This window comes from Streptomyces sp. NPDC102451 (genome assembly GCF_044765485.1).
In the GTDB taxonomy this organism is placed as follows: Bacteria; Actinomycetota; Actinomycetes; order Streptomycetales; family Streptomycetaceae; genus Streptomyces.
The window spans coordinates 264042-279707 of record NZ_JBIWKD010000007.1; the positions used below are offsets into that span (position 1 = coordinate 264042).

Below are 15666 nucleotides of genomic sequence, written 5' to 3' on the forward strand. Positions count from 1 at the left end.
CCATGAGCGACACCGACCGCACGGGGGCACCTTCGTCCCCGGCCCGGCAGCCGGACGCCCCGGGGCAGAAGCAGCAGTTCGAGCTCGGCACCGGGCCGGGGCGGGTACTGGTCTGGTTCTACGGGGTGTTCACCGTGGCCGCCGCCTCCCGCTCGATCGTCCAGATGATCCTGGACTTCGACAAGGCGCCGCTGGCGTACGTCCTGTCGGCCGTGGCCGCCGTCGTGTACGGATTCATCACCTACTCGCTGGTGCGGGGAGGGGAGAAGGCCCGCCGGGCGGCGCTCGTGTGCTGCGCCGCCGAACTGGCCGGTGTCCTGGTCGTCGGCACCTGGACGCTGGTGAAGCCGTCCGCGTTCCCGGACGCCACGGTGTGGTCGGACTTCGGCATGGGTTACCTCTTCATCCCGGTGATCCTGCCGGTCACCGGGATGATCTGGCTGCGCCACGCACGGAACGCCTGACACCGAGCGCCCGGCACCGAGCGCCTGACGCGGAACGTCCGGTCAGGCGCTGGTCACATAGGCCGGCGCGGTGGCGTCCTTCTCCAGGAGGACCAGCCGGACGCCGTCACCACCGGTGGTGTTGCCCACCCTGGCGTATCCCGCCTTGCGGTAGAGACGCAGATTGCCTTCGCTGCGCTCCCCCGTGTGCAGGCGGAACCGGGTCGCCGAACGCCCTTCCGCCAGACCGGACTCCGCCGCCCGCAGGAGCCGGCTGCCGAGGCCGTGGTTACGGAGCCGGGGGTGGACGCAGAGCTTGCCGATCCGTCCGGCGCCGTCCGCGTCGGTGAAACCCCGTACGGAGCCGACGACTTCGTCACCGAGCCGGGCCACGAACACCAGGTCGGTGGCGACTTCGTCCCGCACGGAGTCGAGGGTCTGGACGAGTGGGTCGATCCGGTAGTTGCCGTAGAGCTCCGCCTCGCTCTGGAAACAGAGGTACTGGAGTCTGAAGATCTGCTCGACGTCCTGTGCCGTCGCCGCCGAGATGGTCACGCTCATGCCCATGTGTGCATGCCTCCCGCTCACCTGTTCCGCCGGTTGTCTACCGCTCCATTCCCCGCAGTTCAGGAGCTACAACCTCCGCCGCGAGCATTCTGCGCAGACATCCAAGGCATCGGGAACGCATCGGGCCCAAACTCCCCTGTGACATACCCAACTCCCCTGCGATTTCCCGGTAGGTCGGATCGTGGGGAGCCAGCATCGCCTCGATTAACCGTGGGCAGCGTCCGGGCAGCCGGCCCACCGCGGTGCGCAGCGCACGGCGTTCGTCGGCTCCCAGCGCGATCCGTTCGGGGCAGTCGGCCCAGTCGCCCGGGGGCTCACCGGCGGTGTAGCCGCGCTCGCGCCGGCTCCTGCGACGGGCCATGCGCGCCTCCGCCCGCACGGCGGAGCGCACCCAGCGGGCGGGGTCGGCGGGCACCTGCGGGCCGGGCCGGCGCTCCAGCAGCCTCAGCCACACCGACTGCTCCAGGTCCGCGGCCTCGACCCCGGCGGCCTGTGCCTCGGCTCCCGCCTCCGCCCGCACCAGTGCGTGCAGGGCGTGCACGACCGCCCGCCAGCCGTCGCCCGCCCTCTCGGCCGGGGCCGCGGGAACATGATCAAGAAGAGTCATGCCCCGTCAACGCTCCCCGTGCGCGGCGGGTTGCCGCACACGAGGAGCTCCACCCGACCGGGGCATGCGGGCCGCGCGGCTGACGTGCCCGGGGTCAGCGCCCGGCGAAGTCCGCCGCCGCGAGCAGGGCGGTGTCCGGGTTGTCGGAGAAGACCCCGTCGATGCCCGTGGCGAAGTACGCCTTGAAGGCGCCGAACGCGTCGCCGTACGCGTTCGGGTCCGTGCCGCGCCGGAAGTCCGCGGGCAGGAACGTGTTCTCGTTGCGCATCGTGTACGGGTGCAGGACCAGGCCCCGCGCGTGCGCGTCGGCGACCAGGGTCGTGGGGGTGGTCAGCCGTCCCTGGCCGTCCTTGGGGATGATCAGGTCCAGCGTGGGGCCGATGCCCTGGGCGAAGGAGGCGATCCACTTCAGCCCGGCGGGCTTCACGAGGTCGGCGACGGTGCGCGGGTCACCGGCCTCCACGAAGTCCCAGGGCCGTTCGGCCGGACCGGACAGCAGGACGACCCTGGGCGTGGCGACGAGCTTCGAGAGCCGTCGCATCGAGTCCGGCTCGAAGGACTGGAGGAGCAGCGCGGAGTTCGCCCGGTGCCGGCCGTGGCGGCGCAGCAGCTTGGCGAGCGGCTCCTCAAGGCCGAGCCCGAGGCCCCTGAAGTACGAGGGGTGCTTGGTCTCGACGTACAGCCAGACGGGCTTGCCGCGCCTGTGGCCCTCCTTGTCCGCCCAGCGCAGGACCTCTTCGAAGGTGGGGATCTCCCAGCGGCCGTCGTACAGCGTGTTCTCCTGGCGGTTGCCGGGGATGCGCTCCTTCGCCCGGAGGGTCTTCAGCTCGGCGAGGGTGAAGTCCTCGGTGAACCAGCCGGTGAGCGAGACCCCGTCGACCTTCTTGGTGGCCTTGCGGCTCGCGAACTCGGGGTGCTCGGCGACGTCGGTGGTTGCGGTGATGTCGTTCTCGTGGCGGCAGACCAGGTGGCCGTCCTTGGTCGGCACGAGGTCCTGCTCGACGATGTGCGCGCCCATGTCCAGGGCCAGCTGGTAGGAGCCGAGGGTGTGCTCGGGGCGGTAGCCGCTGGCGCCGCGGTGGCCGATGACGGTGGGCGCGGGCAGGCCCCGGTAACCGCCGTTGCCACCGCCGCGTCCGTCCGGGGCGACACGCCCGGCTGCGTCGGCCGTGCCGGCCGCTCCGGCCGTTCCGAGGGCCGCCGTGCCGAGGACGGCCGCCCCCAGGAGTGTCCGCCGGCCCGGCCCGGTCTGCGCGCGCTCTGTCATGGCTGCTCCTCGCGTGTGATGTCTGGCACCTTCGGGCGAGGCTCGATCGTAGGCAGCTACGCCATCGGTGGGGCGGACCGTGGACGAACATGGCGGAAACACACGTCAACACTGCGTATCCGCTGGGTGAACCCGATGTGCGGAGAGGCGGTACCCGCGAGTATCGTCCTCACCTGCACAGACCCTCGCGAATTCCCGCCCCGGCCGCCCGGCCACGACACCGGAGGATGCGTTGTCCCGACTCACGGTCATCAAGGCAGTGCTCGGACCGATCCTGCGGCTGCTCTTCCGGCCACAGGTGGAGGGTGTCGAGAACATCCCCGGGGACGGTCCGGTGATCCTCGCGGGCAACCATCTGACGTTCATCGACTCGATGATCATGCCGATCTGCTGCGACCGGCCGGTGTTCTACATCGGCAAGGACGAGTACGTCACCGGCAAGGGCCTCAAGGGGCGCCTGATGGCCTGGTTCTTCACCGGCTGCGGCATGATCCCGGTGGACCGGGACGGTGGCCGCGGCGGTGTCGCGGCGCTGATGACGGGCCGCCGGGTGCTGGACGAGGGCCACGCCTTCGCCATCTACCCCGAGGGCACCCGCTCCCCCGACGGCCGTCTCTACCGGGGCCGTACGGGCATCGCGCGACTGACCCTGATGACCGGTGCGCCGGTCGTGCCGTTCGCGATGATCGGCACCGACAAGCTGCAGCCGGGCGGCGCCGGCCTGCCCCGTCCGGGGAAGGTCACGGTCCGCTTCGGTGAGCCGATGGAGTTCTCCCGCTACGAGGGCATGGACCGCGACCGCTATGTGCTGCGGGCGGTGACGGACTCCGTGATGGCCGAAGTGATGCGGCTGTCCGGTCAGGAGTACGTCGACATGTACGCCACGAAGGCCAAGGCCGCCTGAGCCGTACGGGTGGAATCACGGTGCCCGGCGCGGAAGCGCCGGGCACTCGCGCGTGAGGCACTTGTCCGCCGGACCTCCACGCGCCGGGCACCCGCTCCACGGGCACTCACTCGCCGGGCCCCCACGCGCCGGGCACTCACTCGTCGGGGATGATCCCGTCCTCCAGCCGCTGGCCGCGCAGCAGGAACCACGCCGCCACGGCCGTCGCGAGCAGGACCACCGCGCCCACCGCCGCCGACACCCGCAGCCCGTTGACGAAGGCCTCCTGGGCCGCGACGACGAGCTCGTTCGCCTGGTGCGCCGGGAGGTGCTCCGCCGTCTCCACGGCTCCGCCCAGCGACTCGTGGGCCGCCGTCGCGGCAGCGTCCGGGATGCCTTCGGGTGTTCCGAAGCCCTTGTAGACACCCGTGACGATGGACCCGAGCAGCGCGATACCGAGGGCGGCCCCGAGTTCGTACGCCGTCTCGGACACGGCGGACGCGGAGCCGGCCTGTTCCTTCGGGACGCTGGAGAGGATCACGTCGGAGGTGACGGTGAAGGCGAATCCCGCGCCGACGCCGACCACCAGGAGCAGGACGCCGATCAGCGGATAGCCGGTCTCCTTGTGGATCACCGTGACCACGGCGAGCGACACGCCGATGGCCCCGAGCCCGACGGCGACCACGGAGCGCACGGAGTAGCGGCGTGCCACCCTCCCCGCCAGCAGCCCGGCGGTCACCGCGCCGACGGCCGCGGGCAGCTCGGCGAGCCCCGCCTCCAGGGGCCCCCGCCCCTGGACCAGTTGGAGGAACTGGGAGAGGAAGAAGACGATCCCGGACAGGCCGAGGATGGTCAGCAGGTCGGCGAGGACCGCGCCTGAGAACCCCCGGTGATGGAAGAGCCGCATGTCCAGCAGCGGGGCGGGGAGCTTCAGCTGGCGGCGCACGAACCAGGTGAGCGCCAGCAGGCCTCCGACGGCCGCCACTCCGTTCTCCCAGCTCACACCGTGTGCGGCGGCCTCCTTGATGGCGTAGACGACGCCGATCATGCCGACCAGGGAGAGCCCGACACTGACCAGGTCCCAGGGGCCCGGGGCCGGGTTCTTCGATTCGGGGATCATCTTGATGCCGACGGCGACGAGGACCGCCATCACGGGAAGGTTGATCAGGAAGACCGATCCCCACCAGAAGTGCTCCAGCAGGAGCCCGCCCACGACCGGTCCGACGGCCGCGCCGGCCGAGGCCATGGCGCCCCAGATGCCGACGGCGAGGCTGCGTTCGCGTGGGTCGTGGAAGAGATTGCGGATCAGGGCGAGCGTGGACGGCATCAGGGTGGCGCCCGCTACACCGAGCAGCGCCCGGGCCACGATCATCATCTCGGGGCTCGACGCGTAGGCGTTGAGCACGGACACCGCGCCGAAGGCGGTGGCGCCGGTCAGCAGCAGCTTCTTACGGCCGATGCGGTCACCGAGGCTGCCCATGGAGACCAGCAGTCCGGCGATGACGAAGGAGTAGACGTCGCCGATCCAGAGCAGCTGGGTTCCGGTCGGTTCGAGGTCCTCGCTGAGGAACGGGGTCGCCAGGCCGAGGACGGTGGCGTCGACGGCGACCAGCAGCACGGCCAGGACGAGGACGGTGAGGGCGATCCACCGCCCCGGGTGGTGCGTATCGCCCGTGACGCCCGCCCTCGAAAAGGTGCTGCTCATTTCTCCACGCTCCGGCGTGCTCCGCCCAGGAGCAACTCGACGATCATGTACGGGAAGTCCTGCGCGGCGACCCGGCCCGTCTGCACGGACCACGCGCAGCTGCCGATCAGGCCGTACAGCGCCTCGGTCAGCCAGGCCGGGGTGAGGTCGATCCTGAGTTCGCCGCGCTCCTGGCCCCGCCGGAAGAAGGCCGAGACCCGGGCGTCGAGGCGGTTCCAGCCCTCGTTGACGTCGTCGCCCTCGAAGAGCTGGTTCTCGGTGACGAGGAACGACAGCAGTCCCGCGCTGGGTTCGACGGCCGCGATCAGCCGCCGGAGGCCGTCCTCGGCGGTGCCCTCGTCGAGCGCGGCGGAGTCCAGGGCCGCCTCGAACTCCCGGATCCCGAGGTCCTCCAGCGCTCCGACCAGGGCGTCCCGCCCGGCGAAGTGCCGGTGCAGGGTGGCGCGGCCGATGCCGGCGGCCCGGGCGACCTCGTCCATGGTCGCCGTGGATTTACGGGCCAGCAGGGCGGCGGCGCTGCGCAGCACCTGCTCACGATCAAGAGTCATGAGACGACACTAACTCACCTGAGACGTTGATGTCCCATTCCGCTCACCCGGTCGGCCCGAGCCGGGCATGGTCCGTTGGTGCCGGGCGGTCCGGGGGCACCATGGCGCCATGAAGCCGCTGCTGCTGATCGACATCGACGGTCCGCTCAACCCCTATGCGGCGCTGTCCCGCCCCACCCTCCCCGAGGGCTACACGCTCCACCGGATGCGGCCGACGGGGTGGAAGACGGGAACGGCTCTGCCCGTCCTGCTCAGCCCCGGCCACGGCGGCGAGCTGCTGGCCCTCGCCGACCGGTACGAACTCGTCTGGGCCACCACCTGGAAGGACGAGGCGAACGAGTGGGTCGGCCCGCGACTCGGGCTGCCCCCGTTGCCGTACATCGACTGGCCCGCGATGCACGCGTTCACGGTGGACGGGACGTACTGGAAGACGCGTCACGTCGTCGACTACGCGGACGGCAGGCCGTTCGCCTGGATCGACGACGAGATCACCGGTACCGACACGGCCTGGGTCGCCGCGCACCACCCGGGGCGGGCCCTGCTGCGGCGGGTCGACCCCTGGGTGGGGCTGGTGCGGGCGGACTTCGAGGCGCTCGCGGACTGGGTGTGAACGCGCGGCTCCCGCTCAGCTCCAGGGCAGCGAGGCCCGGTGACGCCAGTACGCCTCCGGCTCCTCCACCAGGGCGGACAGCCGGTCCAGCCGCTCCGGGTCCAGGTCGAGCAGCGGTGCGTGCAGATTCGCCGCCAGCTGGGTGACGGTGACCGCGCCGGACAGCACGACCCCGGCCCAGGGCTGGTGGAGCACCAGTGCCAGGGCGACGGCGTCCAGTCCGGCTTCGGTACCGATCTCCTGGACGACGGCGGGCGCCTCGGTCCCCGCGAGCCGGCCGTTGGCCATGGCCTCCTTGACGATCACGGTGAGCCCCGCGTCGTGCGCCTCGGCGAGTGCCGCTCCGGCGGAGGTGTCCAGGGCGTTGTAGGTGGCCTGGACGGTGCGGAAGAGGGGTTCGCCGTCCACGGTGACGGCGACGGCGGCCCGGATGGCGTCGCTCTGTCCGGGGCCGCTCGTGGAGAAGCCGACCGTGGTGCCTCCGGCGGCCAGCTCGGCGAGGCGGGCGTGCAGGTCCTTGTCGCTCAGCGCCGGGCTGTCGGCCGTCAGCGAGTGGATCTGGTAGAGGTCGAGCCGGTCGCCGAGCAGCCCCGTCGTCTCGGCGTACTGGCGCTCGAAGGTGGCCGGGCCGTGGTCCTTCACCTCGTGCGTCTCGGCGTCGACGCGCCAGTCGGCGGTGTAGGTGTAGCCCCATTTGCTGCCGATGACCACGTCCGTGACGTCGGGGCGGGCGGTCAGCCACTCGGCGAGGAACTCCTCGGCGCGGCCGTAGGAGCGGGCGGCGTCGAAGTAGCGCACGCCCTGGGCGTAGGCCGCGTCCAGGAGTTCATGGGTGCGGGCGCGCAGCGCGTCCACGCCGCGGTCGCCGGGCAGATCGCGGTCCCGGTGCGGGGTGATGTAGCCGGGCCTGCCGACGGCGGCCAGGCCGAGCCCGATGTGGGAGGTCGGGGTAGTCGCTCGGTTCAGGCGGGCGAAGGGCATCGCGGGCTCCTCTGGGTCGGTTCCGAACGCCTTCCCGTCAACGTAGCCCGCGATGCCTGCCGAATCAGCCGCGCGCGGTCGCCCAGGCGTGCTGCGTCACCAGGTCGGCCTTCACCTCGGCCAGCTGGGCGGCGACGGCCGCGGGGGCCGTCCCGCCGCGTCCGTTGCGGGAGGCGAGCGCGCCGGGCACGTTCAGGACGGTGCGCACCTCCGGGGTGAGGTGCTCGGAGATCTTCGCGAACTGCTCGTCGGTCAGTTGGTCGAGCTCGATGCCCTGCTGTTCGCAGACCTTCACGCACTCGCCGGCGACCTCGTGCGCCACCCGGAACGGGACGCCCTGCTTGACCAGCCATTCGGCGATGTCGGTGGCGAGCGAGAAGCCGGCCGGGGCCAGTTCCTCCATGCGCTCCCGGTGGACGGTGAGCGTGGCCATCATGCCGGTGAAGGCGGGGAGCAGGACCTCCAGCTGGTCGCAGGAGTCGAAGACCGGCTCCTTGTCCTCCTGGAGGTCGCGGTTGTACGCGAGCGGGAGGGCCTTCAGGGTCGCCATCAGACCGGTCAGGTTGCCGATGAGGCGGCCGGACTTGCCGCGGGCCAGCTCGGCGATGTCCGGGTTCTTCTTCTGCGGCATGATCGAGGAGCCGGTGGAGAACGCGTCGTGGAGGGTGACGAAGGAGAACTCCTTCGTGTTCCAGATGATGATCTCCTCGGCGATCCGGGAGAGGTTGATGCCGATCATCGCGGTGATGAAGGCGAACTCGGCGACGAAGTCCCGGGACGCGGTGCCGTCGATGGAGTTGGCGGCGGAGCCGTGCTCGAAGCCGAGGTCGGCCGCGACGGCCTCCGGGTCGAGCCCGAGGGACGACCCGGCCAGCGCGCCGGAGCCGTACGGGGACACGGCGGTCCGCTCGTCCCACTGCCGCAGCCGCTCCGCGTCCCGGATCAGGGGCTGCACATGAGCCAGGACGTGGTGGGCGAAGAGGACGGGCTGCGCGTGCTGGAGGTGCGTGCGGCCGGGCATGGCCACGTCCGGGTGTGCCTCCGCGAGTCCCACCAGCGCGTCCTGCAGCTCGGCGATCAGTCCGCCGATGATCCGGGCGTGGTCGCGCAGGTACATGCGGAAGAGCGTGGCGACCTGGTCGTTGCGGGACCGGCCGGCGCGCAGCTTGCCCCCGAGGTCCGGGCCGAGGCGCTCCAGGAGGCCGCGCTCCAGGGCGGTGTGGACGTCCTCGTCGGCGATGGTGCCGGTGAACGAACCGTCGGCGACGGCGGCTTCCAGCGCGTCGAGTCCGGCGATCATGCGGGTCAGCTCGTCCTCGGTGAGCAGCCCCGCCTTGTTGAGCACGCGCGCATGGGCACGGGAGCCCGCGATGTCGTACGGCGCGAGCCGCCAGTCGAAGTGGACGGAGGCGGACAGCTTGGCCAGCGCCTCGGCGGGGCCGTCGGCGAAACGGCCGCCCCAGAGGCGTACGTCGCTGTTACCGGTGCCGTTGCTCACTGCGGTGCTCCTCGGGAGTGCAAGGGGTGTGCTTCCGCCTCACGGCGCGATCACGAATAGCATAACTATGCGGTTCTCCGTATGCATTGTCAAAGCTGCTGGTCAGAACGGGGAGCATGCCGGCCTCCGGGCGCCGGCCCTCCCCCGGCGGCGCCCGCGGCCTCGCACGGAGGCGCATCCCGGACCGTGGAATTACCCGGCCCCGGGCAATGCGTCGCACGACAATGCGGCCATGGGAAAAACGTATGAGCGCATCGACGGCCGTCTCCGGGCCTTCATCGAGGAACAGCACATCTTCTTCACCGCGACCGCGCCCCTGGACGGGGACGGCACGGTCAATCTCTCGCCCAAGGGGGTGAGCGGGTCGTTCGCCGTCGTCGACGAGCGGACCGTGGCCTATCTCGACTTCGCCGGGAGCAACGCAGAGACCGTCGCCCATCTCCGGGAGAACGGGCGCATCACGCTGATGTGGTGCGCCTTCCAGGGCCCGCCGAACATCGTCCGGGTGCACGGCCGCGGTGAGCCGGTCTTCAGGGACGACCCGCGCTTCCCCGGGCTGCTCCGCCACTTCCCTCAGGTCGACCCGACGCCCCACGGGCTGCGCGCCGTCATCGTGGTGCGGGCCGAACTGATCCGGGACACCTGCGGTTACGGGGTGCCGTTCATGTCGTACGACGAGGACCGCTCCCTGCACGCGGGCCGCTTCCGGCGGGAGGACGACGAGAGCCTGAGCCGGTATTTCGAGAAGAAGGACTTCATCGCGACCAGCATCGACGGGCTGCCGGGGCTCCCCCTGCCGCTGCCCGCGATGCCGGCGCCGGTCACGGAGTGAGGCACTGGGCCGTACGGAGCAGGCGCGGTGGGGGCGGGAGGCGGCGCGCCGTACGGTCCGGAGCATGCGCAGATTCCTGGTGACCGTGTCGGTCCTGCTCGCCCTGGCCGGTTCGCTCGCGGCGCGGCCCGCCGACCCGGCGCCCCTTCCGGAGCGGCTGGCCGACACGGGCGGCGGTACACAACTGATCACCGCCGAGGCCCCCGGCACGGCCTCCGTCACGGGCACGGTCACCTGGTGGGACCGGCGCGGGGACGGCTGGGTGGCGGCGGGTTCGGCGCCCGCCCGCTTCGGGGCGAACGGGCTGGCCGACGGCGCCACCCGCACCCAGGGCACGAACACCACACCCACCGGGCTGTACGACCTGCCGTACGCCTTCGGGACCCGGGCGGCCCCGGCCGGGGCCCGCTACCCGTACCGCCTGGCCGGCGAGGACGCGTGGTGGTGCCAGGACAACGCGTCCCCGGCCTACAACCGCTGGGTCGAACCGCGGCCCGCCGACTGCCGCGCGGACGAGGCCGAACACCTCGTCACCTATCCCGTCCAGTACGCCCGTGCGCTCGTCATCGGCTTCAACTACCACCGGCCGGTGCGCGGCAGGGGCGCCGGGATCTTCCTCCACGTGGACGGCAAGGGCGCGACCGCCGGCTGCGTGTCCGTGCCGGCGGCCGCGATGGACCGGATCCTGGCCTGGGCCGATCCGGCCCGCCGTCCGCACATCGCGGTCGGGACGACGTCCGGCCCGACCGCGATCACCCGCTACTGAGGCCCGCGGTCGTTCTGGGCCAGCCGCAGCAGATGGTCGGCCAGCGCCTGGCCGCCGTTCGGGTCACGGCTGATCAGCATCAGCGTGTCGTCCCCCGCGATCGTGCCGAGGATCGCCTGGAGTTCGGCCTGGTCGATGGCCGACGCGAGGAACTGGGCGGCGCCCGGCGGCGTACGCAGCACCACCAGGTTGGCCGAGGCCTCCGCGGAGATGAGCAGCTCGGCGGAGAGCCTGCGCATCCGCTCCTCCTTGGCCGACCCGCCCAGCGGCGCCTGCGGGGTGCGGAAGCCACCCTCGCTCGGCACCGCGTAGATCAGCTCGCCGCCGGTGTTGCGGATCTTCACCGCGCCGAGCTCGTCCAGGTCGCGGGAGAGCGTCGCCTGGGTGACGCTCAGCCCGTCGTCGGACAGCAGCCTGGCCAGCTGGCTCTGCGAGCGCACCGGCTGACGGTTCAGGATGTCCACGATCCTGCGGTGGCGCGCGGTGCGGGTCTGCGGCACCGACTGCCCCCCGTGGTCGGTTTCCTGAGCCTCGGTCATCGTCGTCGCCTCATTCTCCGGATCGTCCGTCCCCGTAGGCCGCGTCGAGAGCTCCCGGCAGAATCCGCAGGAACGCGTCCACCTCGGCGTCACCGATGATCAGCGGCGGCATGAGCCGTACGACGTCGGGGGCGGGCGCGTTCACCAGGAGTCCGGCTCCCTGAGCCGCCTGCTGCACCTTCGGTGCGAGGGGCCCGGTGAGCACGATACCCAGCAGCAGTCCGGAGCCCCGGACGTGGGAGACCAACGGGTGACCGAGGCTCTCGACGCCGTCCCTGATCCGCTCGCCGAGCCGCTTCACGGTGTCCAGGGCCCCGTCGGCCGCGAGCGTGTCCAGCACGGCGAGACCGGCGGCGCAGGCGACGGGGTTGCCGCCGAACGTCGTGCCGTGCTGACCGGGCTTCAGCAGGTCGGCGGCGGTACCGAACGCCACGGTGGCGCCCATCGGGAGCCCGCCGCCGAGACCCTTCGCGAGGGTGACCAGGTCGGGTTCGACGCCCTGGTGGGCCTGGTGCTCGAACCACTGGCCGCAGCGGCCGATCCCGGTCTGCACCTCGTCCAGGACGAGCAGGGTGCCGGTGGCCCGGCTGATCTCCCTGGCCGCCTCCAGATAGCCCTTGGGCGGCACGACGACGCCGTTCTCGCCCTGCACGGGTTCGATGATCAGCAGCGCGGTGTCGGTCGTGACCGCGGCGCGGAGCGCCTCGACATCGCCGTACGGAACGTGCGTGACGTCGCCGGGCAGCGGCAGGAACGGGTCGCGCTTGCCGGGCTGGCCGGTCAGGGCGAGGCTGCCCATGGTCCGGCCGTGGAAGCCGCCGTCGGTGGCGACCATGTGCGTACGCCCGGTCAGTCGGCCGATCTTGAAGGCCGCCTCGTTGGCCTCGGCGCCGGAGTTGCAGAAGAAGACCTTGCCCGTACGGCCGAAGAGCGTCAGGAGCCGCTCGGCGAGCGCGATGGGGGGCTCGGCGGTGTAGAGGTTGGAGACATGGCCGAGGGAGGCGATCTGCGTGGAGACGGCCTCGACCACCGCGGGGTGGGCGTGGCCGAGCGCGTTGACGGCGATGCCGCCGACGAAGTCGAGGTACTCGTTGCCCTCCGCGTCCCACACCCGCGCGCCCGCGCCGCGCACCAGCGGCAGCTGCGGTGTGCCGTAGTTGTCCATCAGCGCGCCCTGCCAGCGCTGCGCGAACTCCTCGTTGCCGGTCATGACTCCCCCTCTGCGTCGTGCGGTGCGGCGGGTGCCGCGTCGGGCACGACCATCGTGCCGATTCCCTCATCGGTGAAGATCTCCAGCAGGATCGAGTGCTGGACCCGGCCGTCGATGACACGGGCGGTCTCGACGCCGTTGCGTACGGCGTGGAGGCAGCCCTGCATCTTGGGCACCATGCCGCTGGAGAGGTCGGGCAGCAGCTTCTCCAGCTCGGTGGCGGTGAGACGGCTGATGACGTCGTCGCTGTTGGGCCAGTCCTCGTAGAGGCCCTCGACGTCGGTGAGGACCATCAGCGTCTCGGCGTTCAGCGCGGCGGCGAGTGCGGCGGCCGCGGTGTCGGCGTTGACGTTGTAGACGTGGTTGTCCTCGGCGGAGCGGGCGATGGAGGAGATGACCGGGATCCGGCCGTCGTCCAGCAGCGCCTGGATCGCCCCGGTGTCGATGGCGGTGATCTCACCGACCCGGCCGATGTCGACCGCCGTCCCGTCGATCATCGGACGGTGCTGGGTGGCGGTGATCGTGTGGGCGTCCTCGCCGGTCATGCCGACGGCGAGCGGGCCGTGCTGGTTGAGCAGGCCGACGAGCTCGCGCTGGACCTGCCCGGCCAGCACCATCCGTACGACGTCCATCGCCTCGGGCGTGGTGACGCGGAGGCCGGCCTTGAACTCGCTGACCAAGCCCTGTTTGTCGAGCTGGGCGCTGATCTGCGGGCCCCCGCCGTGCACGACGACGGGCTTGAGGCCGGCGTGCCGCAGAAAGACGACGTCCTGGGCGAAGGCTGCCTTCAGCTCCTCGTCGATCATGGCGTTGCCGCCGAACTTGATGACGACGGTCTTGCCGTTGTGCCGGGTGAGCCAGGGCAGCGCCTCGATGAGGATCTGCGCCTTGGGCAGCGCGGTGTGCTTCCTCGCGGCACTCATGAGCTGTAGGCGCTGTTCTCGTGGACGTACTCGGCGGTCAGGTCGTTGGCCCAGATGACGGCCGACTCGTCGCCCGCCGCGAGGTCCGCGGTGATCTTGACCTCCCGGTAGCGCATGTCGACCAGGTCGCGGTCCTCGCCGACGCCGCCGTTCTTGCAGACCCAGACGTCGTTGATCGCGACGTTCAGCCGGTCGGGCTCGAAGGCGGCCTTCGTGGTGCCGATCGCGGAGAGGACACGGCCCCAGTTGGGGTCCTCACCGTGGATGGCGCACTTCAGGAGGTTGTTACGGGCGATGGACCGGCCGACCTCGACGGCGTCGTCCTCGGTCGCCGCGTTCACCACCTCGATCCGGATGTCCTTGGAGGCTCCCTCGGCGTCGCCGATGAGCTGCCGGGCGAGGTCGGCGCAGACGGTCTGGACGGCCGCGGCGAACTCGGCCTGCCCGGGGGCGATTCCGCTCGCCCCCGAGGCGAGCAGCAGCACGGTGTCATTGGTCGACATGCAGCCGTCGGAGTCGACCCGGTCGAAGGTGGTCCGGGTCGCGTCGCGCAGCGCGGCGTCGAGCGCGGGCGCCTCGACGTCGGCGTCGGTGGTGAGGACGACCAGCATGGTGGCGAGGCCGGGGGCGAGCATGCCCGCGCCCTTGGCCATGCCGCCGACGGTCCAGCCGTCGCCGCCCGCGACGGCGGTCTTGTGGACGGTGTCCGTGGTCTTGATGGCGATGGCGGCCTTCTCGCCACCGTGCTCACTCAGGGCCGCCGCGGCCTTCTCGATGCCGGGCAGGAGCTTGTCCATGGGCAGGAGCAGGCCGATCAGCCCGGTCGAGGCGACCGCGATCTCCCCGGCGCTGTGGCCGGTGAGGACCTCGGCGGCCTTCTCCGCCGTGGCATGGGTGTCCTGGAAGCCCTGCGGTCCCGTACAGGCGTTGGCGCCACCGGAGTTGAGGACGACGGCGGTCACCTCGCCGCCCTTGAGGACCTGTTCCGACCAGAGGACGGGTGCGGCCTTGACGCGGTTGGAGGTGAAGACGCCCGCGGCGGCGCGGCGGGGCCCGTTGTTGACCACGAGGGCCAGGTCGGGACTACCGCTGTCCTTGATCCCGGCGGCGATGCCCGCCGCCGTGAATCCCTTGGCTGCCGTGACACTCACTGCATCTCCTCGTTCGCTTCTCCGCCCGCGCAGCGCAGCGGCGCGGCTTTCGTCGTCCCCCGCAGCCCGGCGGCTGCGCGTGCGTCGCTCACGGTGCGACTCCGATCGTGGAAAGACCCGTGTCCTCGGGGAGTCCGAGGGCGATGTTCATGCTCTGCAGGGCGCCTCCGGCGGTGCCCTTGGCGAGGTTGTCGATGGCGCTGATCACGATGATCCGGCCGGCCGCCTCGTCGTGGGCGACCTGGATCTGCACGGCGTTGGACCCGTACACGGCGGCGGTCGCGGGCCACTGCCCCTCGGGCAGCAGGTCGACGAAGGGCTCGTCGGCGAAGGCCTTCTCGTACGCCGTACGGAGCGACTCGGCACTCACCCCGGGCTTCGCCTTCGCGCTGCACGTGGCGAGGATGCCGCGGGGCATGGGCGCGAGGGTCGGGGTGAAGGAGACGGAGACGGGCTCACCGGCCGCGGCGCCGAGGTTCTGGATCATCTCGGGGGTGTGCCGGTGGACGCCGCCGACGCCGTACGGGGTCATGTTGCCCATGACCTCGGAGCCGAGCAGGTGCGGCTTGGCCGCCTTGCCAGCGCCGGAGGTGCCGGACGCGGCGACGACGACGGCCTCGGGTTCGGCGAGGCCGGCCGCGTACGCCGGGAAGAGTGCGAGGGAGACGGCCGTCGGGTAACAGCCGGGCACGGCGATACGCTTGGTGTCTTCCAGCGCCGCGCGGGCCCCGGGCAGTTCGGGCAGACCGTAGGGCCAGGTGCCGGCGTGCGGGGACCCGTAGAACTTCTCCCAGTCGGCGGGGTCCTGGAGCCGGAAGTCGGCGCCCATGTCGACGACGAGCACCTCGTCACCGAGCTGTTCGGCGACGGCGGCGGACTGGCCGTGGGGCAGGGCCAGGAAGACGACGTCGTGTCCGGCGAGCACCTCGGCCGTGGTCGGCAGGAGGACACGGTCCGCGAGCGGCCTCAGGTGCGGCTGCAGCGCGCCGAGCCGCTCCCCCGCGTTGGAGTGGCCGGTGAGGGCCCCGATCTCGACCTGTGGGTGGGTGAGGAGCAGACGGAGCAGTTCCCCGCCGGCGTATCCGCTCGCCCCTGCCACTGCCGCACGTACCACCATCGGAATTCCTCTCATCGAT

At 71.5% G+C, this 15666-nt stretch carries 17 protein-coding genes; 5 read left to right on the top strand and 12 right to left on the bottom strand.

Annotated elements, in window-relative coordinates; all coding sequences use genetic code 11:
- Nucleotides 1–2: 2 nt before the first annotated feature.
- Complete coding sequence (locus ACIRD8_RS18875) at nt 3–464, top strand: hypothetical protein (protein WP_403992424.1); 462 nt, start codon at nt 3–5, stop codon at nt 462–464.
- A 42-nt stretch (nt 465–506) separates the two neighbouring features.
- Here ACIRD8_RS18875 and ACIRD8_RS18880 read toward each other — a convergent pair whose 3' ends face one another.
- The 3 genes from ACIRD8_RS18880 to ACIRD8_RS18890 form a co-directional block, all read right to left on the bottom strand.
- Entirely contained in the window at nt 507–1010 is a 504-nt protein-coding gene (locus ACIRD8_RS18880; RefSeq protein WP_403992426.1) for a GNAT family N-acetyltransferase, read from the bottom strand.
- A 37-nt stretch (nt 1011–1047) separates the two neighbouring features.
- Nucleotides 1048–1617, bottom strand: a complete 570-nt coding sequence (locus ACIRD8_RS18885) for a sigma-70 family RNA polymerase sigma factor (protein ID WP_403992429.1) — start codon at nt 1615–1617, stop codon at nt 1048–1050.
- Nucleotides 1618–1711: 94 nt separating this feature from the next.
- Nucleotides 1712–2884, bottom strand: coding sequence for a glycerophosphodiester phosphodiesterase (locus tag ACIRD8_RS18890; RefSeq protein WP_403992432.1), 1173 nt, complete (start codon nt 2882–2884; stop codon nt 1712–1714).
- Between the two features lie 232 nt (nt 2885–3116).
- On the opposite strand from ACIRD8_RS18890, the gene ACIRD8_RS18895 reads away from it, so the two are divergent.
- Complete coding sequence (locus ACIRD8_RS18895) at nt 3117–3788, top strand: lysophospholipid acyltransferase family protein (RefSeq protein ID WP_403992435.1); 672 nt, start codon at nt 3117–3119, stop codon at nt 3786–3788.
- Nucleotides 3789–3924: 136 nt separating this feature from the next.
- Here the strand turns inward: ACIRD8_RS18895 and ACIRD8_RS18900 are convergent, their stop codons facing one another.
- Together ACIRD8_RS18900 and ACIRD8_RS18905 are read right to left on the bottom strand one after the other, a co-directional pair.
- The gene (locus ACIRD8_RS18900) at nt 3925–5472 is read right to left on the bottom strand and encodes an MFS transporter (RefSeq protein WP_403992438.1); all 1548 of its coding nucleotides are present in this window, start codon (nt 5470–5472) and stop codon (nt 3925–3927) included.
- Nucleotides 5469–6020 (bottom strand): TetR/AcrR family transcriptional regulator, encoded by a 552-nt coding sequence (locus tag ACIRD8_RS18905; RefSeq protein ID WP_403992441.1) that lies wholly within the window; start codon nt 6018–6020, stop codon nt 5469–5471. Before ACIRD8_RS18905 ends, ACIRD8_RS18900 begins: the two co-directional genes overlap by 4 nt.
- Before the next feature lie 109 nt (nt 6021–6129).
- Here ACIRD8_RS18905 and ACIRD8_RS18910 point away from each other — a divergent pair, with 109 nt between their 5' ends.
- On the top strand, nt 6130–6630 hold the full coding sequence (locus ACIRD8_RS18910) for a hypothetical protein (RefSeq protein WP_403992444.1): 501 nt from the start codon (nt 6130–6132) through the stop codon (nt 6628–6630).
- A gap of 15 nt (nt 6631–6645) precedes the next feature.
- Here the strand turns inward: ACIRD8_RS18910 and ACIRD8_RS18915 are convergent, their stop codons facing one another.
- Complete coding sequence (locus ACIRD8_RS18915) at nt 6646–7611, bottom strand: aldo/keto reductase (RefSeq protein ID WP_403992447.1); 966 nt, start codon at nt 7609–7611, stop codon at nt 6646–6648.
- A 64-nt stretch (nt 7612–7675) separates the two neighbouring features.
- Nucleotides 7676–9109 carry an argininosuccinate lyase gene (gene argH, locus ACIRD8_RS18920; RefSeq protein ID WP_403992449.1) on the bottom strand — a complete coding sequence of 478 codons (1434 nt, stop codon included), beginning with the start codon at nt 9107–9109 and terminating at the stop codon, nt 7676–7678.
- A gap of 232 nt (nt 9110–9341) precedes the next feature.
- Between argH and ACIRD8_RS18925 the strand changes: the two genes are divergently transcribed.
- Both ACIRD8_RS18925 and ACIRD8_RS18930 read left to right on the top strand, forming a co-directional pair.
- Nucleotides 9342–9941, top strand: coding sequence for a pyridoxamine 5'-phosphate oxidase family protein (locus ACIRD8_RS18925; RefSeq protein WP_403992452.1), 600 nt, complete (start codon nt 9342–9344; stop codon nt 9939–9941).
- Nucleotides 9942–10005: 64 nt separating this feature from the next.
- On the top strand, nt 10006–10707 hold the full coding sequence (locus ACIRD8_RS18930; RefSeq protein ID WP_403992455.1) for a L,D-transpeptidase: 702 nt from the start codon (nt 10006–10008) through the stop codon (nt 10705–10707).
- On the opposite strand, the gene ACIRD8_RS18935 is transcribed toward ACIRD8_RS18930, so the two are convergent.
- The 5 genes from ACIRD8_RS18935 to argC all read right to left on the bottom strand — a co-directional run bounded on the left by ACIRD8_RS18935 (nt 10701) and on the right by argC (nt 15647).
- Nucleotides 10701–11246: an arginine repressor gene (locus ACIRD8_RS18935; RefSeq protein ID WP_099176785.1), complete on the bottom strand. Its 546-nt coding sequence runs from the start codon at nt 11244–11246 to the stop codon at nt 10701–10703. The two genes, ACIRD8_RS18930 and ACIRD8_RS18935, sit on opposite strands and share 7 nt — an antisense overlap.
- A 10-nt stretch (nt 11247–11256) precedes the next feature.
- The gene (locus tag ACIRD8_RS18940) at nt 11257–12456 is read right to left on the bottom strand and encodes an acetylornithine transaminase (protein ID WP_403992458.1); all 1200 of its coding nucleotides are present in this window, start codon (nt 12454–12456) and stop codon (nt 11257–11259) included.
- Nucleotides 12453–13379 (bottom strand): acetylglutamate kinase, encoded by a 927-nt coding sequence (gene argB / locus ACIRD8_RS18945; protein ID WP_124279674.1) that lies wholly within the window; start codon nt 13377–13379, stop codon nt 12453–12455. The genes ACIRD8_RS18940 and argB overlap by 4 nt, the downstream gene beginning before the upstream one ends.
- Nucleotides 13376–14530 carry a bifunctional glutamate N-acetyltransferase/amino-acid acetyltransferase ArgJ gene (gene argJ / locus ACIRD8_RS18950; protein WP_403992461.1) on the bottom strand — a complete coding sequence of 385 codons (1155 nt, stop codon included), beginning with the start codon at nt 14528–14530 and terminating at the stop codon, nt 13376–13378. The genes argB and argJ overlap by 4 nt, the downstream gene beginning before the upstream one ends.
- Nucleotides 14531–14618: 88 nt before the next feature.
- Complete coding sequence (argC, locus tag ACIRD8_RS18955; RefSeq protein ID WP_403992464.1) at nt 14619–15647, bottom strand: N-acetyl-gamma-glutamyl-phosphate reductase; 1029 nt, start codon at nt 15645–15647, stop codon at nt 14619–14621.
- Nucleotides 15648–15666 lie beyond the last annotated feature (19 nt).